The sequence below is a fragment of the Megamonas hypermegale genome (genome assembly GCF_900187035.1).
GTDB classification, from domain to species: domain Bacteria; phylum Bacillota; class Negativicutes; order Selenomonadales; family Selenomonadaceae; genus Megamonas; species Megamonas hypermegale.
In genome coordinates, this window is record NZ_LT906446.1 from 1,206,692 (window position 1) to 1,226,606 (window position 19,915).

Annotated in this window: 15 protein-coding genes; 4 read left to right on the forward strand and 11 right to left on the reverse strand. The window is 35.7% G+C overall.

All coding sequences use genetic code 11. The features are described from left to right. From mfd to CKV65_RS05735, 6 genes are all read right to left on the reverse strand, one after another. Window positions 1-3,324, reverse strand: coding sequence for a transcription-repair coupling factor (mfd, locus tag CKV65_RS05710; RefSeq protein WP_027890075.1), 3,324 nt, complete (start codon window positions 3,322-3,324; stop codon window positions 1-3). Window positions 3,325-3,406: 82 nt separating this feature from the next. Beyond that, window positions 3,407-5,014 (reverse strand): CTP synthase, encoded by a 1,608-nt coding sequence (locus tag CKV65_RS05715; protein ID WP_027890076.1) that lies wholly within the window; start codon window positions 5,012-5,014, stop codon window positions 3,407-3,409. Window positions 5,015-5,044: 30 nt separating this feature from the next. Then, window positions 5,045-5,392 (reverse strand): DNA-directed RNA polymerase subunit delta, encoded by a 348-nt coding sequence (gene rpoE / locus CKV65_RS05720; RefSeq protein ID WP_027890077.1) that lies wholly within the window; start codon window positions 5,390-5,392, stop codon window positions 5,045-5,047. Window positions 5,393-5,431: 39 nt separating this feature from the next. Beyond that, window positions 5,432-7,087, reverse strand: coding sequence for an arginine--tRNA ligase (gene argS, locus CKV65_RS05725; RefSeq protein ID WP_027890078.1), 1,656 nt, complete (start codon window positions 7,085-7,087; stop codon window positions 5,432-5,434). A gap of 36 nt (window positions 7,088-7,123) precedes the next feature. Continuing rightward, window positions 7,124-7,540: a YwiB family protein gene (locus tag CKV65_RS05730; protein ID WP_027890079.1), complete on the reverse strand. Its 417-nt coding sequence runs from the start codon at window positions 7,538-7,540 to the stop codon at window positions 7,124-7,126. A gap of 72 nt (window positions 7,541-7,612) precedes the next feature. Continuing rightward, on the reverse strand, window positions 7,613-8,521 hold the full coding sequence (locus CKV65_RS05735; RefSeq protein ID WP_027890080.1) for a DUF2156 domain-containing protein: 909 nt from the start codon (window positions 8,519-8,521) through the stop codon (window positions 7,613-7,615). Window positions 8,522-8,692: 171 nt separating this feature from the next. Between CKV65_RS05735 and CKV65_RS05740 the strand changes: the two genes are divergently transcribed. The 3 genes from CKV65_RS05740 to CKV65_RS05750 are packed head-to-tail and all read left to right on the forward strand — an operon-like array spanning window position 8,693 to window position 11,611. Further along, a complete protein-coding gene (locus CKV65_RS05740) occupies window positions 8,693-9,094 on the forward strand; it encodes a cytidine deaminase (protein WP_027890081.1) in 402 nt (133 codons plus the stop codon). 17 nt (window positions 9,095-9,111) lie between these two features. Continuing rightward, a complete protein-coding gene (deoB, locus tag CKV65_RS05745; RefSeq protein ID WP_027890082.1) occupies window positions 9,112-10,293 on the forward strand; it encodes a phosphopentomutase in 1,182 nt (393 codons plus the stop codon). Between the two features lie 16 nt (window positions 10,294-10,309). Further along, window positions 10,310-11,611 (forward strand): pyrimidine-nucleoside phosphorylase, encoded by a 1,302-nt coding sequence (locus CKV65_RS05750; RefSeq protein ID WP_027890083.1) that lies wholly within the window; start codon window positions 10,310-10,312, stop codon window positions 11,609-11,611. A gap of 52 nt (window positions 11,612-11,663) precedes the next feature. Here the strand turns inward: CKV65_RS05750 and CKV65_RS05755 are convergent, their stop codons facing one another. The 5 genes from CKV65_RS05755 to CKV65_RS05775 form a co-directional block, all read right to left on the reverse strand. Then, a complete protein-coding gene (locus CKV65_RS05755) occupies window positions 11,664-13,307 on the reverse strand; it encodes an FAD-dependent oxidoreductase (RefSeq protein WP_027890084.1) in 1,644 nt (547 codons plus the stop codon). Between the two features lie 17 nt (window positions 13,308-13,324). Further along, on the reverse strand, window positions 13,325-13,888 hold the full coding sequence (ahpC, locus tag CKV65_RS05760) for an alkyl hydroperoxide reductase subunit C (RefSeq protein WP_027890085.1): 564 nt from the start codon (window positions 13,886-13,888) through the stop codon (window positions 13,325-13,327). 207 nt (window positions 13,889-14,095) lie between these two features. Next, window positions 14,096-15,289 (reverse strand): ATP-grasp domain-containing protein, encoded by a 1,194-nt coding sequence (locus CKV65_RS05765; protein ID WP_027890086.1) that lies wholly within the window; start codon window positions 15,287-15,289, stop codon window positions 14,096-14,098. A gap of 32 nt (window positions 15,290-15,321) precedes the next feature. Continuing rightward, window positions 15,322-16,074 carry an esterase family protein gene (locus tag CKV65_RS05770; RefSeq protein ID WP_027890087.1) on the reverse strand — a complete coding sequence of 251 codons (753 nt, stop codon included), beginning with the start codon at window positions 16,072-16,074 and terminating at the stop codon, window positions 15,322-15,324. Between the two features lie 29 nt (window positions 16,075-16,103). Continuing rightward, entirely contained in the window at window positions 16,104-16,868 is a 765-nt protein-coding gene (locus CKV65_RS05775; RefSeq protein WP_027890088.1) for an alpha/beta hydrolase, read from the reverse strand. A 280-nt stretch (window positions 16,869-17,148) separates the two neighbouring features. On the opposite strand from CKV65_RS05775, the gene CKV65_RS05780 reads away from it, so the two are divergent. Continuing rightward, window positions 17,149-19,902, forward strand: a complete 2,754-nt coding sequence (locus tag CKV65_RS05780) for a type I restriction endonuclease subunit R (RefSeq protein ID WP_027890089.1) — start codon at window positions 17,149-17,151, stop codon at window positions 19,900-19,902. Window positions 19,903-19,915 lie beyond the last annotated feature (13 nt).

The window sequence follows — 19,915 nt, forward strand, 5'->3', positions numbered from 1 at the left end:
TTATTTTCCTCCTTTAGTTTTGTTTACCTCGTCATCAGTCTTTCCTACAAGTATTTTTAAAGCTTTTGTAACTACATGCAATAATTTATTTTTATTAAGCTTTGTAATCTTTATCTGTATGATATTTTGTTCTGGCAACATTCGCATTAAACTGCCAAAATGGTTTTTTAATTCAATTATATTTTGTGGATTTATATTCGGTGCATCAATCATTGTAAATTCTACAAATGCCGTTTTTTCAGCGATAGATTTTATACCTAAATCACGTGCATAATTTTTTATACGCGCTATTTGCATCAACTTTTTAACAGGTTCTGTCATTTCACCAAAACGGTCGATAAGTTCTTCCTCTAAATGAACAGCATGTTCTTCATTTCTAATAGCAGCAATACGCTGATATATTTCTATTTTATTCATAGCATCACTTATATAACCGCCATCAAGATATGCATCTATTTTAAGCTCTATAACTGGTTCAACTTTTTCTTTTGGTGGTTTACCTGTTTTTATCGTTTCTATAGCTTCTTCTAATAAACGACAATACATTTCAAAACCGACACTGGATATATGTCCGTGTTGTTGCGCCCCTAATAAATCGCCTGCTCCACGAATTTCTAAATCGCGCATAGCAATTTTAAAACCTGAACCGAGTTCAGCAAATTCTTTAATTGCCTGCAATCTCTTTTCAGCTGTTTCTGACAAAATTTTATCTTTTTGATAAATGAAATAGGCAAATGCCATTTGTTTTGAACGACCTACTCTACCACGCATCTGATATAATTGCGACAAACCAAAATTATCCGCATTGTAAATGATGATAGTATTGGCATTTGGCACATCTAAACCATTTTCAATAATACTAGTAGCAACAAGCACATCATATTTACCTTCATAGAAATTAAGCATAGCACGTTCCAATTCTTCTTCACTCATTTGACCATGTGCCACACCAATTTTTACATCTGGCAACATCGAAGATAAATGCAAATACATTTTTTCAATAGTTTCTATGCGATTATAAATAAAATATACCTGTCCTCCACGGCGAACTTCACGTTTTATAGCATCACGAATAATCATATCATTATTTTCTATTACATAAGTCTGCACAGGAAAACGCTCTTGTGGTGGTGTTTCAATAATACTCATATCACGCGCCCCAACTAAAGACATATGTAATGTACGTGGAATTGGGGTAGCACTTAAAGACAATACATCAATATTTTTACTAATGCGTTTAATCTTTTCTTTCTGTTTTACGCCAAAGCGTTGTTCTTCATCGACAATTAAAAGACCTAAATCCTTAAATTTAACTTTTTTCTCATTTAAAATAGCATGCGTCCCGATTAGTACATCAATTTGACCCATAGCCAAATCTTCTAATGTTTTTTTCTGTTCTTTCGGACTATTAAAACGACAAATTATGCCAACATTAGGCCCAAAGCCCTTAAAACGGTTAGTAAAAGTTTTATAATGCTGTTGAACTAAAACAGTCGTCGGCACGAGTACAGCAACTTGTTTTCCACTCATCACCGCTTTAAATGCCGCACGAATAGCTACTTCAGTTTTTCCAAAACCTACATCACCACAAAGTAATCTATCCATCGGAACAGGTTTTTCCATATCCTCTTTGATTTCGCGGATAGCTCTAAGTTGGTCTGGCGTTTCTTCATATGGAAAAGCATCTTCAAACTCTTTCTGCCATGGTGTATCAGCCGCAAAAGCAAAACCTTTTCCACTTTTTCGTTGTGCATATAAATCTATTAAATCTTTAGCGATATTTTCTACTGAAGCTTTAGCTTTTGCCTTTGCTCTTTTCCAAGCAGTACTATTCATCTTAGAAAGGCGTGGTACCTCTCCTTCAGCACCAATGTATTTTTGTATTAAATGCACTTGGTCTGTAGGCACAAATAATTTATCAGTACCACTGTATTTTATATACAAATAATCTCGATGAACATTATTAATTGTTAAAGTTTCCACGCCCATATATTTACCAATACCGTGATTTACATGCACTACATAATCACCGATATTAATATCTCGAAAATGCGATATCTTAGCTGTATTTTTACTTGATTGGCGTGGTTTTAATTTTTTCTTTTGTCTTCCTAAAATATCTTTTTCTGAAATTACTACTAAATGTGATTGAGGAAATTCAAACCCATTTAAAATTGACCCCACCATAAAGGTTACCATTTTATCTGATAATTTGGTAGGATTTTCACTATGCGATACTGGTATATTATTCTGTTCTAATATATCTTGTAAATATTTTATTTTTTCTCTATCACCTAAGCAAATTAAAATTTTGCTTTTTTGTTCCAACCAATTTTTTAATTCTTCACACAATAAATTCATTTGACGCTGAAATGGCGCTGTTGATTTTACTGCTACACTGACAAGATTTTCCATTTCTGTATCTGGAATACGTTGCATCATAAGCGACATAAATAATAAATTATGTTTTTGTGATGCTTTTAATATATCATTCCAATCATATACAGAATTTTTTATTTCTGGATTTTCTTTAATATTGGCCATAACAGTGTCTTTTAAATGAAGTGGTTCATCCAGAATTACTGTACAATTTTCTCGCAAATATGATAAAAATAATGTTGGCGTTCCTGATGAATCAGTGCGCATAAGTGGCAATATATCACATTTAGCAATATTTTTTAACGAACGCTGTGTATCGATATCAAATTCACGAATTGATTCTATTTCATTATCAAAAAACTCTATACGTAGTGGTCTTTCTAAATTAATAGGATAAATATCCACTATTCCACCACGTGCACTAAATTGACCTAATTGTTCTACTCTATCTGTATGTTCATAACCTAAAACTACTAATTCTTCTAAAAGTTTGCCATAATTGTATTCTTTTGTAATTTCTAATTGAATGCTAGAATTTTCAAAATCCTGACGCGACATATCTTTTTGCATAGCAGCTTGCGCTGAAACAAGAATTATAGCTTTTTCTTGTCGCGTTAATTTTCCCAAAACTTGCATGCGCCGTGCCTTAAGTTCTAAACTTTTAGCACTTGCTGTTACATTCATCATATCAAGTGCTGGCAATTCTAAAACATCTACATTTTCTAAAAGTGATGTCAAATCACTTGTCCATTCATCAATGCTCTCTCTATCTCGTGTAATAATAATAGTTGTTTTAGGATATTTATCATAACATGCAGCTATTATTGCATGTTTTTGTGAACCAGATATACCGTAAATATAATTTTGACCGTCTTTTTGCCCAAAATACTTATAAATATCATTTAATATAGGCTCTTGTGCTAATGCGGGAAAAAATATATTCATATATAAAAACCTCTCACTCGTATGTCAAAAATGGGACTGTACACAAATAAGTACAGTCCCTAATTGTTTATTTTAATCTTAATTATTTACCTAAGTTTAAAGCAGCTTTTACAAATTCACGGAATAAAGGCTGTGGTTTGTTTGGACGAGATTTAAGTTCTGGATGGAACTGAGAAGCTACAAACCAAGGATGATTTGGCACTTCTACGATTTCTACTAAACCATTATCTGGGCAAACACCAGCAATTACCATGCCACCATCTGTAAGTGCTTGTTTGAAATCATTGTTGAATTCGAAACGATGACGATGACGTTCATGAATGAGTTCACTGCCATATGCTTCAAATGTTTTTGTGCCTGGAGTTACTTGGCAAGGATATGAACCAAGGCGCATTGTGCCACCTTTGTCTACAACTTTAAGCTGAGAAGACATGAGTGCAATTACTGGATGAGTTGTGTCAGAGCTGAATTCTGTACTATGTGCATCTTCCATGCCGCATACGTGACGAGCAAATTCAATTACTGCGCACTGCATACCGAGGCAAAGTCCGAGGAATGGAATGTTGTTTTCACGAGCGTATTTAATTGCTAAGATTTTACCTTCAACACCGCGGTCGCCGAAACCACCTGGAACGAGGATACCTTTGCAACCTGCAAATACTTCAGAAAGGTCTACATCATCATTTTCTAATGTTTCGGAGTTAACCCATTTGATTTTTACTTCTGTAGAATTTGCAATACCTGCATGGTGAAGTGCTTCTGTTACAGAAATATAAGCATCTGGAAGTTCTACATATTTACCAACAACGGCAATTTTAACTTTAGATTGTGGATTTTTAATGCGATGAACCATGCGTTCCCATTCTTCCATATGAGCTGGGCGATAATCCATTTCTAATTTTTCTAAAACAATTTTATCAAGACCTTCTTTTTGCATCATTAAAGGTACTTCATAAATTGTAGAAGCTGTCATATTCTGAATAACAGCATCAGCATCTACGTCGCAGAACAATGCTAATTTTTCTTTCATATCTTTAGAAAGTTCTTGTTCTGTACGGCAAACGAGAATGTCTGGCTGAATACCGATACTACGAAGTTCTTTTACGCTGTGCTGAGTAGGTTTTGTTTTAAGTTCACCAGCTGCGGAAATATATGGAATTAATGTTACATGAATGTATAAAACATCGTGTTTGCTTACTTCTTTTTTAACCTGACGAATTGCTTCTAAGAATGGTAAGCTTTCGATATCGCCTACTGTACCACCAATTTCTGTGATAACTACATCAGCATCATCATGTGCTGCTACAGCATATACACGCTGTTTGATTTCATTTGTGATATGTGGAATTACCTGTACAGTTTTACCAAGGTAATCACCACGACGTTCTTTATTTAATACGGACCAATAAATTTTACCAGTAGTTACATTGGAATTTTTTGTAAGATTGATATCGATAAAACGTTCATAATGTCCGAGGTCTAAGTCTGTTTCTGCACCGTCTTCTGTTACGAAAACTTCACCATGCTGATATGGACTCATTGTACCTGGGTCAATATTGATATACGGGTCAAATTTTTGAATTGTTACTTTAATACCACGGCTTTTGAGCAAACGACCGAGTGAAGCCGCTGTGATACCTTTACCTAAAGAAGAAACTACGCCACCAGTAACAAAAATATATTTTGCCATTAAAAAAATCCTCCTCTAAAATTTAAGCACTTAATCTCTTGGAACGTCTTCTTGAATGCCTTCTAATAATTTAGTACGACGTCTGCTGGAAATCGCTTTACTTTTACTTGAACCGCTTGATGTAGAAACAACTGTACTGCGTTTTGTTTCTGGCGGATTCCATTCTGTAAGACCCCACATTCCATCGCCTGTATATTGAAAACGGCTATCCATGTTAATAAGTGTGTATACTTCAGAAATAGCAGCGGATAAAGACTGTACCGGTTTGCATTTCTTTTCGATAACTTCCATTATAAGGTCTTTATAAAAAATAGGTTTATTTGCTAAAGTCAAAATATAATAAGCTACATCGACTTCCGAACTATGCTGAAAATCCATAAATACTCCTCCTCAATTTTATGTTTCTATAACAATATATTACATTTTTTCTGGCGCACTTACACCCAAAACAGTAAGACCATGTGCCAATACATATTTTGTTGCCATGCAGAGTGCCAAACGAGCTTGTGCCAATTTATTGTCGACACCCAAAATACGACATTTATTATAAAAACTATGGAACATTGAAGCTAAATCATGTACATATGCCGCAATACGATGCGGTGCTTTATTTTTAGCAGCCAATGCAATTTCATCTGGATAAGACAATAACTTTTTAATTAAAGCAGTTTCTGCTTCATCTGTCAAGAGTGATAAGTCTGGATTTTCTTCGATTTTTATACCTGCTTCTTTCATTTGACGGAAAATGCTACAAATACGTGCATGAGCATATTGTACATAATAAACAGGATTTTCATTGGACTGTGATTTTGCCAAATCCAAATCAAAATCAAGCTGGCTATCAAGTGAACGCATGATAAAGAAGAAACGAGCTGCATCTGCGCCAACTTCTTCAATGAGTTCAGCAAGTGTTACGCTTTGACCAGTACGTTTAGACATTTTTACAAGTTCACCATTGCGATACAAGCTTACCATCTGTAAAAGAAGTACATCTAAATCATCTGGATTATAGCCAAGAGCTGCCATCGCTGCTTTTACACGACAAACATAACCATGATGGTCTGCGCCCCAAATATTAATGAGTTTATCAAATTTACGTTCAAATTTGTTACTATGGTAAGCTATATCCGCTGCTAAATACGTAGGAACACCATTATCACGAATAACTACACGGTCTTTATCATCGCCATAAGCAGTGGATTTAAGCCATTTTGCTCCATCTTTTTCATACATATTGCCATTGTCCATGAGTTTTTGGCAAACAGCATTGATAGCATCTGGATGAAGTGTTCTTTCGCTAAACCATACATCGAAATGTACGTTGAAATTAGCTAAGTCTTCTTTTAAAGCTGCTAATTTTTCTTTTAAAGCTAATTCTTTAAAGATACCCAAGCGTTCTTCATCACTCATATGCAAATATTTATCACCATCTTTATTGATGATGCGCTGTGCTGTATCAATGATATCATGTCCATGATATCCATTTTCTGGAAATTCAACTTCTTTACCTAAAAGTTCCAAATAACGCGCATTAACAGAAGCTGCTAAGTTATTAATCTGATTACCAGCATCATTGATATAATATTCGCTAGAAACATTATATCCAGCAGCACGCATGAGATTTACAAGAGCACTACCGAAAGCTGCACCACGACCATGACCTACATGAAGTGGGCCTGTTGGGTTAGCACTTACATATTCAACTTGAATTCTTGGGCTATCTTGTTTTGGCAAATTGCCATATTCTGTACCCTGTTTTAACAAATCAGCTAAAGAAGCATATATAACATCGGATTTTAAATAAAAATTGATAAATCCTGGGCCAGCAATGGCTGTTTTTTCTAAAAATGGAGCCTCTAAACGATTTACAATTTCCTCAGCAATCTTTCTCGGCGCAGCATGAAAGACCCTTGCCGATTGCATAGCAATATTAGATGCGAAATCACCCAACTCTTTTTTTGGTGGCACTTCTAAAATAACCTGTGGCAATTCACCTTCAGGAAGTGCTTTTTCTGCAATAGCTTTTTGGGCAGCATCTTTAATAGCCTGTATAAGCAAATCTTTAGTATCCAATCAAAATCCTCCCATATTTATGATAAACTATTAATTTCAATTAGCAGGCTTAATTTTAATGATTAATTCATTATCACTCTGCCAACTGTCATTTATATATAAAGCATAATCTATTTTAATGATGTGATGTTTCACATCAGAAATTATATCAAAACGATGAGTTTTCACCATCATGTGTAATTTGCCGTATGGTGTTTCATAATCGCTATGGCTGACTTTGCCTTTAGCAAACAGTTGCTGTTGCTTTACTCCACCACTACGCGTCAAAGCTAAAAAATCTTTCCCGATTTTCAGCATAGTCGAAGTCTCTTGTTTATCGACTAAATTTGTCTCTTTGTATATTACATAAGAAATATCGCCTTTTTTATGATGGTTAGCGACTGCCTCCATCTTTACGACATTTTCTTCTGAGCCTTTTTGTTTACTGTTAATTTTAACAATAACTTTGTTCATCTAAATCTCCCTATAAATACACTAAGCTCTATTATAACTTAATCTTTATACCTTGCCAACAGTATTTATAGTTTAACCTTTAAATTTAGCAGTAAATTTTTTAATCATCTTAACAGGGCGATATGACTCTTTTGCTTTGCGCAATCCTTCAAGCCCCATATCTTCTTCACGGTTTATATAAGCCATGTCTGCCCATTCATTTTCTACGAAAGCCTGATTGATAGCTGTATATGCACCATTTACATCTGGGTCTGCTTTTTCCACATGGATTACCGCTGTATCTGTATTTAAAGCTTCGCCAAAAGTAAATGCCATTACCTTATTTACAAGGAAAATAGCTCCACCCTTGAGTTTTAACTGGTCAAAATTATTGAGCACTTCGATTATTGCATCGCGTTCTACTTTGATAAATGGGTCATCTGGTGTCAATGTTAAACGCTTTTTGTACCAGCCATTAATTGTTATCTTACATAATGTAATTATATCATCATTAATCGGTAAATACTTAGCTTCTGGATAATTTTTACGAAAACTATTTAAATGATTTTTCTTAGAATGAAATTTTCTGCCCGCCAATTTTATGAGGTCAGCAGAATTATAGACATAATCATAGTCATCGCGATTATCTTCAAATTCAAATTCACCAGCTGGATATTCCTTTAATTTTTCTACTGCCATTTCTTCTAAACCTGAAAATACGAGTGGTAAATTCTGCTCAGCAAAATACGCTCTTATCTTATCTATAGCCATAAAAAATTTATCTTCTGTGCAAAGTGGTTGCAATGCAAATTTTTCTTCATTATATTCTGCTATGAAAAATAAGATATCCTCTTCAATGCACCACTCAATATGATATGGTTTTCGCCACATGAATAAATTAGTAAAATTTAAATGAGAATTTTCATGGTAATTTAGTTGGAAATATGGGTCTAATATATTTTTATCTTCTATTTTTAATTCCTGAAATAAAATAATAATCACCTACTTCTTTTATATTCGTTGACTTCAAATCAACTTAACGATATATTATAGCAAATTTTAAAAGCCAATGCCACTATTTGCTGATATAATAATTAATGGATATACTGCACTGAAATTATAAATAAATTGTACAAACGAAAAAATTTCATCTATATTTAAGGATGTGAGATTATGCTAAACTATAAATTATTATTAGAAAAAGCATATGAAGGGCGCAAAAATGCCTATGCCCCCTATTCTAAATTTAAAGTAGGCGCAGCTGTACTTATGGAAAATGGCAAAATTTACACCGGTTGCAATATTGAAAATGCCTCTTACGGTGCAACAAATTGCGCTGAACGAACAGCAATTTTTAAAGCCATTTCCGAAGGCAACCGCAAAATTCGTGCCATTGCCATTGTCGGTGCTGATGATGAATATACCTATCCTTGCGGTATTTGCCGTCAAGTAATAGCTGAATTTGCTGATAAAAATACTGAGATTATTCTGGGCAAAAAATCCCTTGAATACACTGTAAAAACATTTGCAGAAATACTGCCAGGTGCTTTTACAAAAGAAGCTCTACAAAAATAAATGAAGTTGGTGATATCATGCAAAAATTTAAACGCATACACGTAATTGTAATGGATTCTGTAGGCATCGGCGAAGCTCCCGATGCAGCTAAATTCGATGATGTTGGAACAAATACACTCTTGCATATCTCTGAAGCAAAACACGGACTTAATCTGCCAAACCTTGAAAAACTCGGACTTTCTGATATCTGCAAATTAGAAGGTGTCGCTATCGTGGATAAACCTATGGGGTATTATACAAAAATGCAGGAAGCTTCCTGCGGTAAAGACACCATGACTGGACATTGGGAAATAATGGGGCTTCATATCAACAAGCCATTTCAAGTATTTCCAAACGGCTTTCCTAAAGATTTAATCGAGCAAATAGAAAACTTCTCTGGTCGCAAAATCCTCGGCAACTGCACAGCCAGCGGTACAGAAATCATCAAACAATACGGCGAACGCCAAATGAAAACAGGTGAACTAATAATGTACACTTCTGCTGATTCTGTAATGCAGATTGCAGCACATGAACAAGTAATCCCACTTGAAGAACTGTACAAAATCTGCCAATTCTGCCGCGATATAACGAAAGACGGTAAATATATAATCGGCAGAATTATAGCCCGCCCATATGTCGGCACTTGCAAAGAAGATTTCACTCGCACACCTAACCGCCATGATTACGCTTTAAAACCATTCGATAAAACAGTCATGAATGCTCTCCAAGATGCGGGCTTTGCCTCCATTGCTATCGGCAAAATCCGCGATATCTTTGACGGCGAAGGCGTAACGCGTGCCCTTCGCACTACTTCCAACATGGACGGCATAGATAAATTTATCAGCCTATTAGACGAAGATTTCACAGGACTTTCATTCACTAATCTCGTTGATTTCGACTCCCAATACGGTCACCGTCGCGATGCTATAGGATACGGCAATGCCCTAGAAGAATTTGACGCACGCCTTACAGAAGTCTTCGCTAAATTAAAAGACGACGACTTACTGATGATAACGGCTGACCACGGCAATGACCCAACGTATAAAGGCACTGACCATACGCGTGAATTCGTACCACTTTTGATATACTCACCAAAATTCACTCAATATGGCAAAATTGACTTGCGCAAAACATTCTCTGATGTAGGCGCAACGATTGCTGAAAACTTCGCTGTAAAAATGCCTAAATACGGTCAATCCTTCCTAGATAAATTAATTTAAAAGTTGGTGATACACTATGCGAATGGTGGATATTATTGAAAAAAAACGTGATGGCAAAGCATTATCTACGCAGGAAATCAATTTCTTCATTGAAGGCTACACAAAAGGCACTATCCCCGATTACCAAGCGAGCGCACTCGCCATGGCAATTTACTTTCAAGACATGGACGAACGCGAACGCGCTGATTTAACATTGGCTATGGTAAATTCTGGCGATACGATTGATTTATCTTCCATACAGGGCATAAAAGTCGATAAACACTCTACAGGCGGAGTCGGCGACACAACGACGCTCGTACTTGCCCCGCTCGTCGCTTCACTCGGTGTTCCTGTCGCTAAAATGTCTGGTCGTGGACTCGGTCATACAGGCGGTACTATTGATAAATTAGAGTCGATAAAGGGCTTTCATGTAGAGCTGACAAAAGAGCAATTCATCGACCTTGTAAATAAGGATAAAGTTGCTGTCATGAGTCCTAGTGGCAATTTGACACCTGCCGACAAAAAATTATATGCCTTGCGCGATGTTACAGGCACAGTCAATTCTATTCCCCTTATTGCTAGCTCCATAATGAGCAAAAAAATCGCCGCTGGTGCTGATGCTATTGTACTAGACGTAAAAACAGGCTATGGCGCTTTCATGAAAACAGAAAAAGACGCCGAAGAACTCGCCCATGCCATGGTGCGTATCGGCAATAATGTAGGACGCAAGACAGTTGCCATAATCTCCGATATGTCCCAGCCTTTAGGCTTTGCCATCGGCAATGCCCTCGAAGTAAAAGAGGCAATAGATACACTTAAAGGCAAAGGCCCAAAAGATTTAACTAAACTCGTATTGACTTTGGGTAGCCAAATGGTGATTTTAGCAGGCAAAGCAAAAAACACTGACGAAGCAAAACAGATGCTTTTAGATTCTATTAATAACGGAAAGGCAATCGCTAAGTTTAAGGAATTTATTCAAAACCAAGGTGGCGACACTTCCATCATTGAAGACACTTCTAAATTGCCTCAAGCTAAGTATAAAATTGAATTGCCTGCCTTAAAATCAGGCTATGTATCTCGCATGATAGCTAATGAAATCGGCATTGCCTCTATGCTCCTCGGTGCAGGACGCGCTACTAAAGATGATAAAATCGACCTTGCAGTCGGCATCGTCTTGCACAAAAAAATAGGCGATAAAGTAGAAAAAGGCGAAAGTCTTTTGACCATTTACAGCAATAAAGAAAACATCACGGAAGTAAAACAAAAACTGTATGACAATATCTTCATCGAAGATACTGCGACAAAGCCAACATTAATACACGAAATAATCACTGATTAACAGATTAAAAAAGACGGAAAGAAATAATCTTTCCGCCTTTTTATTTAAGAATTTATTTTAATAATGGTACAATTTCAGCTATATTTTTCTTGCCAAAATACACATCTTTATCGTTAATAATCATACATGGCACACTCATTATATTGTATTTTTGCTTTAACTTTGGAAAATGTTGGATATCGAAAACGTGTGCCGTTACTAAATTGTTTTCAGCAGCAATTTTTTGCGTACCCATGACTACTTCTGGACACATAGTACAGGATAATGACATAGCTACTTTTATATCAATCGGCTTATCAATAGCTTTAATCTGATTTTTAACGACTTCATCTATTTCTTGCCCTGGTCCCGCTACATTGTACAGAGCGATTACAAATGAATTGAATTCATGACCACCTGGCACGGCATGGAAAAATATATTACTGGAACTGCCATCATCACGCAGTATTTCAAGACACGCTGTTTTTACCTTGCCATCTACTTCATTTATCTTTTCTTCTACGAGAGAGAGTTTATCGGAAATTCCCTGCAATTCACCAGCAAAATTTCGCAATTCTGCTGCTAATCTGCTTTCATCAAACCATACCTTGACTTTTACAGGACTGATGAATTTCGCAAATACACCGCGCAATTGCTCTTTTATCTGAGCAGAAATAAAGCTTGTAGTATCTGCATTTTCCTGCGATGATATAGCTTCTTTACGTTTTTGCAATCTATTTTTATCAACAGCAGGGCGCTCAAATTCTGGCATATTAAGTTTATCGTGTATATATGAAATATGCTTTTCCAAAGAGGTTGCCGCCACTGCTCCATCTGATACAGCCGTTACTACTTGGCGCAAATTCTTAACACATAAGTCGCCAGCAGCATAGACGCCATCTACATTTGTCTTTCTATTCACATCTGTGATTACATAACCGTGTTCATCAAGGTGAATTTTGTCCTTAAACCATGCCGTATTAGGCACATAGCCAGCGAATACGAAAATGCCGAAACTTTCATTTGCCTTGGCATCATAGCGCCAACTTTTACCTGTTTTATTGTTTTTAAATTCAGCAAACGAAAGCATTTGCTCTCCGCCAGCCTTCACTATCTCTGTATTAAACTCAACAGAAATTTTCGGATAGCGTTTTATCTCGTCAGCAATTGTCCTTGCACAAGAAAAATCACTCTCACGCACAATCATTTTTACTTGACGCGCGTACTTGGTCAAAAAAATACTCTCTTCTACAGCAGCAAAGCCACCACCGATTACAAAGACGTCCATATCAGTGAAAAATTCCCCGTCGCAAGTAGCACAGTACGCCACGCCACGACCTTGAAATTCTTTTTCACCGTAAAAACCGAGTTTACGCGGATTAGCACCTGTCGCTATCACAATACCTAAAGCTTTATACTCGCCTTTTGTCGTATACAAAGTCTTGATATCTTCATCTAACTTCATATCCAGTACTTCAGCAATTGCAAATTCAGCACCGAAAGACTCCGCTTGAAGTTGCATCTCCTTCGTCATCTTCTTGCCATCAGTTACAGATAGGCCAGGATAATTCACGACTTCTGCCGTTATCGTAATCTGTCCGCCGATTTTCTCTTTTTCTAACACGAGCACTTTATACTTTGCTCTAGCTAAATATATAGCAGCCGAAAGCCCCGCAGGGCCTCCGCCAATAATCACAGCATCATACATATTATTCATGATGATACCTCTATCTCTTAGAGAAGACCAACCAACTCAAGGCTAGGTTTTAAAGTTTCAGCACCTGGTTGCCATTTTGCAGGACATACTTCATCACCATGAGCTGCTACAAATTGTAAAGCCTGTACCTTGCGCAAGAGTTCATCAGCATTTCTGCCAACATTACCCGCATTAACTTCATACGCCACGATTTTGCCTTCTGGATTTACTACAAAAGTTCCTCTTTCTGCCATGCCGTCAGCTTCAATCATCACATCAAAATCACGTGCTAAAGCTCCAGTCGGGTCTGCTAACATAGGATACTGGATTTTTTTAATTCTTTCAGAAGCATCATGCCATGCTTTATGCACAAAATGCGTATCGCATGATACACTGTAAATTTCGCAATTTATATTTTTGAACTCTTCGTATTTATTAGCTAAATCTTCAAGTTCTGTCGGGCAAACAAAAGTAAAATCAGCTGGATAGAAGAAGAATACTGACCATTTGCCTAATACATCGGCTTTTGTAACCTGGCGAAACTCACCATTTATAAAAGATTGAACCTTGAAATCTGCAATTTCTTTATTGATTAATGACATATTTAAATCCTCCATAATAAAAAATATTTTTAATTGATAACGTTTATCAATTTGTTGTGTATATATTATCATTAAAAATTTTATTTGTCAATACTGATTATTATTATCAATTAATAAAATTTAAAATTTTTATAAAGAAATCTATATTCATTTTGATTTTCAAAAGAGCAAAAAAAGAGCTGAATACATCAGCTCTTTTCTCACCTTTTACCAGCAAGCAAGTACATCATTATAGAAATTATCCATCTGTTCTTTTGTTGGGAATGTAGCAATAAACATCTGATTGCCCATTGCTCCAGATAAAACATCAGCTACTCTGCCAGCCATTTTCATATTAGCACCGTATTTTTCCATTATACGTTCATTGCTCAATATGAAGTTTTTGCCATCACGGCGACCAGCAAATGCACAATATGCTGTTTCACCAATACCTTTAAGTGAAGAATCATAAGTTATCATATCTGCCCAAATTTTATATACGTCAGTGCTTTGGGAGAAGTTCATCATGTCTGGGCTGATGCCACCGCATGGACGCATATTTACTTCAAGACCGATAAGTTGACCTTTATTGCCAAGTCCTGGATAATCCTTTAAAAGACGGAAAAATTCAAAATGAACGAAACGACTTCTTACTCCGAAGCTTTTTACTGTAGCTCTACCCATATTGCGTGTATCATCTGGTAATTTATTTAAAATGTAAAAAATACTGTTATCATTATTATTTACAATATCCATAATAGACATTGGTGTTACATTACCAATTTCAAATATAGGATTGCCATGGGAATCAATGATAGCATCATACGAATTTACTTCAGCATATATGTACTGTTCCATAATATACTGTATACTTGGATTTTTAGTAGCAAAGAAATAACCAACTTCGTCTTCGCTATTGAGTTTATAAGTGGAACTTGCACCCACACCATTATCTGGTTTTACGATTACAGGGTATCCCACTTCGCGAATAAATGCCATACAGCTATCCCAATCATTTACAAGATGATATTTAGCTGTAGGAATACCAGCTTTTGCATAATATGCCTTCATATTGGATTTATATTTAATGCGTGGTATATCTTCATTTTTAAAACCGCTATTGATATTAAAATCTGTACGCAAACGCGCATCACGTTCAAGCCAGTATTCATTATTGGACTCTAACCAATCAATTTTACCAAAATTATCTCTAAAATATTCTACAGCTTTATAAACTTCGTCATAGTTTTCCAAACTATTTACTTTGTAATACACATTTAAACTATCTTTTAATTCTTGCGTCAACTGGTCATAAGGTGCATCACCGATACCTAAAACATTGATGCCGTTGTTTTTCAATTCACGGCAGAAATGCCAATAGTTTTCAGGAAAGTTCGGTGAAATAAAAATAAAATTTGTCATAAATATCCCCTTTTTTAATTTGTATAAAACCTTTAACCCAATAAGTACGGCGCAAAATATTCTACTTGACGATACCACCAATACCAATCGTGGCTGCAATCAAAGCCCCAATAATCTACCCAAGTATTGATGCCTTTGTCGCGTAAAATATCATGCAACTGTCTTGTAGAGTCTGGCACTTCCCAAGGGCCTAACCCTACACAGATAACGGATTTTTTCAAATTATACAAATTGATATAAGGATGGTCTTTTGGCATATTTGCTAAATAATGCACAGGGGAGTTATTGTAAACGATATCATCCATATAGCCATCAAAGCCGTAATCTGCTGTGTAAATACCGCTTAAAGCTAAGAGTCTATCGAATAAATCCGGTCTGCGATAAAACAAATTAGCGGCATGAGTTGCTCCCAAACTGCAACCAAATACCATTATGCCTGGATAACCCGTCCAGTTGTTATGTCTATTTACCATATCGCGCATGAATGGCACTACTTCATCAGTGATATAGCGCATCCATTGTTCATGGCGCTCAGCTCTCCAACGAGGGTCACCATTTTTATTTGACCATGTTTCTTTATCCATTGTATCAATAGAAAAAGCCATTACCTGTCCTTCATTAATCCATCTTGCCCAAACATCAGCCATATGGAAATTTTCAAAGTCAAAAAATCTACCATCTTGGCATGGAATGAACAGCATAGGTCTACCTGCCCAGCCATATACTTTAAGTTCCATATCGCGATTTAAATTTGGACTATACCATTTAAAATATTGTGTATCCATGCATTCCATCCTTACATTATTGATTTTGCTTATAAATTATAGAAAAGCGTATTCATGAAAAACGGAACTTGTCTTTCCCAACTAGCTTCACTATGCGTACCGTTTGGCACAACACGAGTATTTAAAAGAACCTTCTTTTTCATCAATACAGAAGAAATCATTGCAAATTTTTGCAACATATGCTTATGATTGCCGAATTCTTCTGAACCATAATCCATATAAATTACCGTATCAGGTGCCATATCAGCATTTTTAATCATTTTGGCTACTTTATTAACGCCCGTCCAAATGGAAGGTGAAAATATACCTGCTCTGGAAAATATATGATTATATTCCGTTATTGCATATAAACTCATGAGTCCACCCATGGAACTGCCTGCAATAAATGTATGTTCTCTGTCAGCAAGTGTTCTGAAATCCTTATCAATTTCTGGTTTTAATTCATTGATAATCCATTCCATTGTATCCTTACCAAATCCCTTGATAGTGCCATAATCTGGGTCCTTAAAAGTAAACGGTGAATATTCTCTGAGTCTGCCATTATCTGGATTTTGATTGCAAGCTGGCGCTACGACAATCATATCTACATCATTGAAATCCAAATAATCTTTAAGTCCCCAAGATTTGCCATAAGTGGCTTCGCTGTCAAAGAAAACATTTTGTCCATCAAACATATAAAGCACCGGATATCTTTTATCCTGCGCACTGTCATAAGACCGTGGCAGATAAATATACAATTTGCGAGTTTCATCGCCTGTAAATTCCGGTATAGTAATATCCCATATATCTACCATTGTTTTACCTCTTCACCATAAAAATAAATACTACAATATTTTAAATGTATTGTAATATGTTCTTTAATATAGCATAAATGGCTTAAAAATTCAAGATTAACACTACTTTTCACTAAAAATTTATGTAATTTTGTAAACATATAAATAATTTATCTTCATTATCATAAGATTTTTTTCTAATAAATACGATAAATACATATCTTTTTCAATCTATGAATTAAAATGATATAATAAATATTAACTATTGTTTATGCTCGTTTATATTTTAGGAGGTTTCCTTATGGAATATCAAAGTGAAGCACAATTAGAAAATCAATTAATCCAATCATTAACTACGCAAAATTTTACTAAAGTAGATATAAATAATACAGATGATTTACTCATAAATTTTAGGCAACAAATAAATAAATTAAATGCTGAAGCTTTAAATGGCAAAGACCTTTCAGATAAAGAATTTGACCGCTTGATGACTCAAATCGGCGGAAAAAGCATCTACCAATCAGCAAAAATTTTACGCGATAAATTCACTTTGACGCGCGATGATGATACTTCAATTTATATGACTTTATTAAATACCGAAGATTATGCAAAAAACATCTTTCAAGTAACTCATCAAATAAGTGTCAAAGGAACATTTAAAAATCGCTATGATGTTACGCTTTTGATAAACGGCTTGCCACTCGTGCAAATCGAATTAAAAAGACGCGGTGGCGATTTAAAAGAAGCATTCTCGCAGATTTTGCGCTATCGCCGTCACTCTTATCAAGGTTTATTCCGCTACATTCAGTTTTTTGTAATATCCGATGGAGTGGACACAAAATATTTTGCCAACAGCGATACAAAACCACTCTATTCAATGACATTTTTCTGGACTGATGACAAGAATAAACGCATTTCCAATCTATTCGATTTCACAGAAAAATTTTTAAACACGACGCAAATCCTCGATATGATTATCCATTATATGATAGTTAACGATAGTGATAAAAACTTGATGATTATGCGCCCTTATCAGGTGTACGCTACAAAAGCACTGATACAAAAAGCCTTAACTTCCGATAAAGGCGGTTATATCTGGCATACTACAGGCTCGGGCAAAACGCTCACTTCATTTAAATGCAGTCAAATTCTGTCCCATAACTCCAATATTAAAAAAATATTCTTCGTAGTCGACCGCTCTGACCTTGACCGCCAAACCTTGCAGGAATTCAACAAATTTGAAAAAAACTCCGTAGATGCCACGGATAACACAAATGTCTTAGCTCGCCAAATAGCTGATAAACATAAAAATTTAATCGTTACAACCATTCAAAAATTAGCCAAAGCATCAAGCTCGCCAAAATACAAATCAATCTTTGCCAAATACGCTGATGATAAAATCGTCATAATCTTTGATGAATGTCATCGCTCCACCTTTGGCAAACAATTAAATTGTATAAAAAAAGTATTCCCGCACCTTCAGATTTTCGGCTTCACAGGCACACCGCGTTTTCCGCAAAATAAATCGCAAGACGGACGCACTACAGCCGATATCTTCGGTAAATGCCTACACACTTATCTGATTAAAGACGCAATCTTTGACCATAATGTATTAGGCTTCAATGTGGAATACATCAAGACATTTGACGGCGAATACGACCCGACCGATACGACAAAAGTTCAAGATATCGACAAACAAGAAGTATTCGATGACCCTATTCGCCTAAAATTAATCGCTGAACATATAGTAAAATACCACGATATAAAAACTCATAACCGCAAATACAATGCACTTTTTGCCGTTTCCAGCGTGGATAATTTAATCAGATACTACGATATCTTTAAGAGCTTAAAAACAGATTTAAAAATAGCCGCCATTTTCACTTATGGCGTAAATGAAGAAGCTGAATTCAAAGATGAGCATTCGCGCGATGCCCTAGAGCGCATAATCCAAGATTACAACAAAATGTATCAGACAAATTACGATACTAATACATTTTCTGCCTATGCCAATGATTTAATGAAGAAAATCAAGACTTCGCAAATCGATATTGTAATCGTAGTCGGCATGATGTTGACTGGTTTTGATGCCAAAGTACTAAATACACTCTACATCGACAAAAATCTCGAATATCACAATTTGCTTCAAGCGTATTCCCGCACTAACCGCGTAGAACACACGACAAAACCATTCGGCAATATCATTTGCTATCGCAATTTAAAAGAAAATACCGATAATGCTATACGCTTATTCTCACAGACAGATAATATTGATGATGTATTAACGCACGATTTAGCTTCCTATTTAAAAGAAATGCAAGACGCTATAAATGAGTTGACACAGATTGCACCGAAAGCCCAAAATGTCGACGATTTGCAGACCGAAGAAGAACAGCGCGATTTCGTCTTAGCTTTTCGCAGAGTTAGCCGATTGCAAAATGTACTTAGCAATTTCATTGAATTTGATTTTGACAAAGACATCACGAATATGAGTGCACAGGATTTCATGGACTATAAATCAAAATATTTTACAATCTATGAAAATCTTAAAAACGATACATCAAAAGAAAAAGCTTCTATATTAAATGATATAGATTTCTGCATAGAACTCGTTGCCACTGACCGCATAAATACCACTTATATAATGAACTTAATCCGCAATATCGAACGAAATGATATAATTAAACAACAAACGGAAATCAATCATATCAAAAAAGAATTAAAAAACAGCGATGATATGAAACTTCGCTATAAAATTGACCTGATTGAAAACTTCCTCGATGAAGTAGTGCCGAAATTAAATCCCGATAGCTCGATTGATGATGCCTACAACGATTTTGAAACACAAGAACGCACTAAGGAAATAAACAACTTCGCCAAAGAGCATGAACTCGATACAGAAGTTTTACAAAATGAAATAAGCGAATACGAATATACAGGCATTACCAATAAAAGTAATATCATGAAATTCATCAAAAAACCTTTCTTAGAAAAAATGAAAATAGCTAATGCCGCTATAACATTTATCAAAAACAACGTACAAAAATATCTATAATCAAAGGAGCAAT

What these genes read in the sequence shown, in the direction of transcription:
- mfd (WP_027890075.1), bottom strand. Translation starts at nt 3,324, where the DNA reads ATGAATATATTTTTTCCCGCATTAGCACAAGAGCCTATATTAAATGAT.
- CKV65_RS05730 (WP_027890079.1), bottom strand. Translation starts at nt 7,540, where the DNA reads ATGAACAAAGTTATTGTTAAAATTAACAGTAAACAAAAAGGCTCAGAA.
- CKV65_RS05755 (WP_027890084.1), bottom strand. Translation starts at nt 13,307, where the DNA reads ATGAATAATATGTATGATGCTGTGATTATTGGCGGAGGCCCTGCGGGG.
- rpoE (WP_027890077.1), bottom strand. Translation starts at nt 5,392, where the DNA reads ATGGATTTTCAGCATAGTTCGGAAGTCGATGTAGCTTATTATATTTTG.
- CKV65_RS05780 (WP_027890089.1), top strand. Translation starts at nt 17,149, where the DNA reads ATGGAATATCAAAGTGAAGCACAATTAGAAAATCAATTAATCCAATCA.
- CKV65_RS05775 (WP_027890088.1), bottom strand. Translation starts at nt 16,868, where the DNA reads ATGGTAGATATATGGGATATTACTATACCGGAATTTACAGGCGATGAA.
- CKV65_RS05715 (WP_027890076.1), bottom strand. Translation starts at nt 5,014, where the DNA reads ATGGCAAAATATATTTTTGTTACTGGTGGCGTAGTTTCTTCTTTAGGT.
- CKV65_RS05750 (WP_027890083.1), top strand. Translation starts at nt 10,310, where the DNA reads ATGCGAATGGTGGATATTATTGAAAAAAAACGTGATGGCAAAGCATTA.
- CKV65_RS05770 (WP_027890087.1), bottom strand. Translation starts at nt 16,074, where the DNA reads ATGGATACACAATATTTTAAATGGTATAGTCCAAATTTAAATCGCGAT.
- CKV65_RS05740 (WP_027890081.1), top strand. Translation starts at nt 8,693, where the DNA reads ATGCTAAACTATAAATTATTATTAGAAAAAGCATATGAAGGGCGCAAA.
- deoB (WP_027890082.1), top strand. Translation starts at nt 9,112, where the DNA reads ATGCAAAAATTTAAACGCATACACGTAATTGTAATGGATTCTGTAGGC.
- CKV65_RS05765 (WP_027890086.1), bottom strand. Translation starts at nt 15,289, where the DNA reads ATGACAAATTTTATTTTTATTTCACCGAACTTTCCTGAAAACTATTGG.
- ahpC (WP_027890085.1), bottom strand. Translation starts at nt 13,888, where the DNA reads ATGTCATTAATCAATAAAGAAATTGCAGATTTCAAGGTTCAATCTTTT.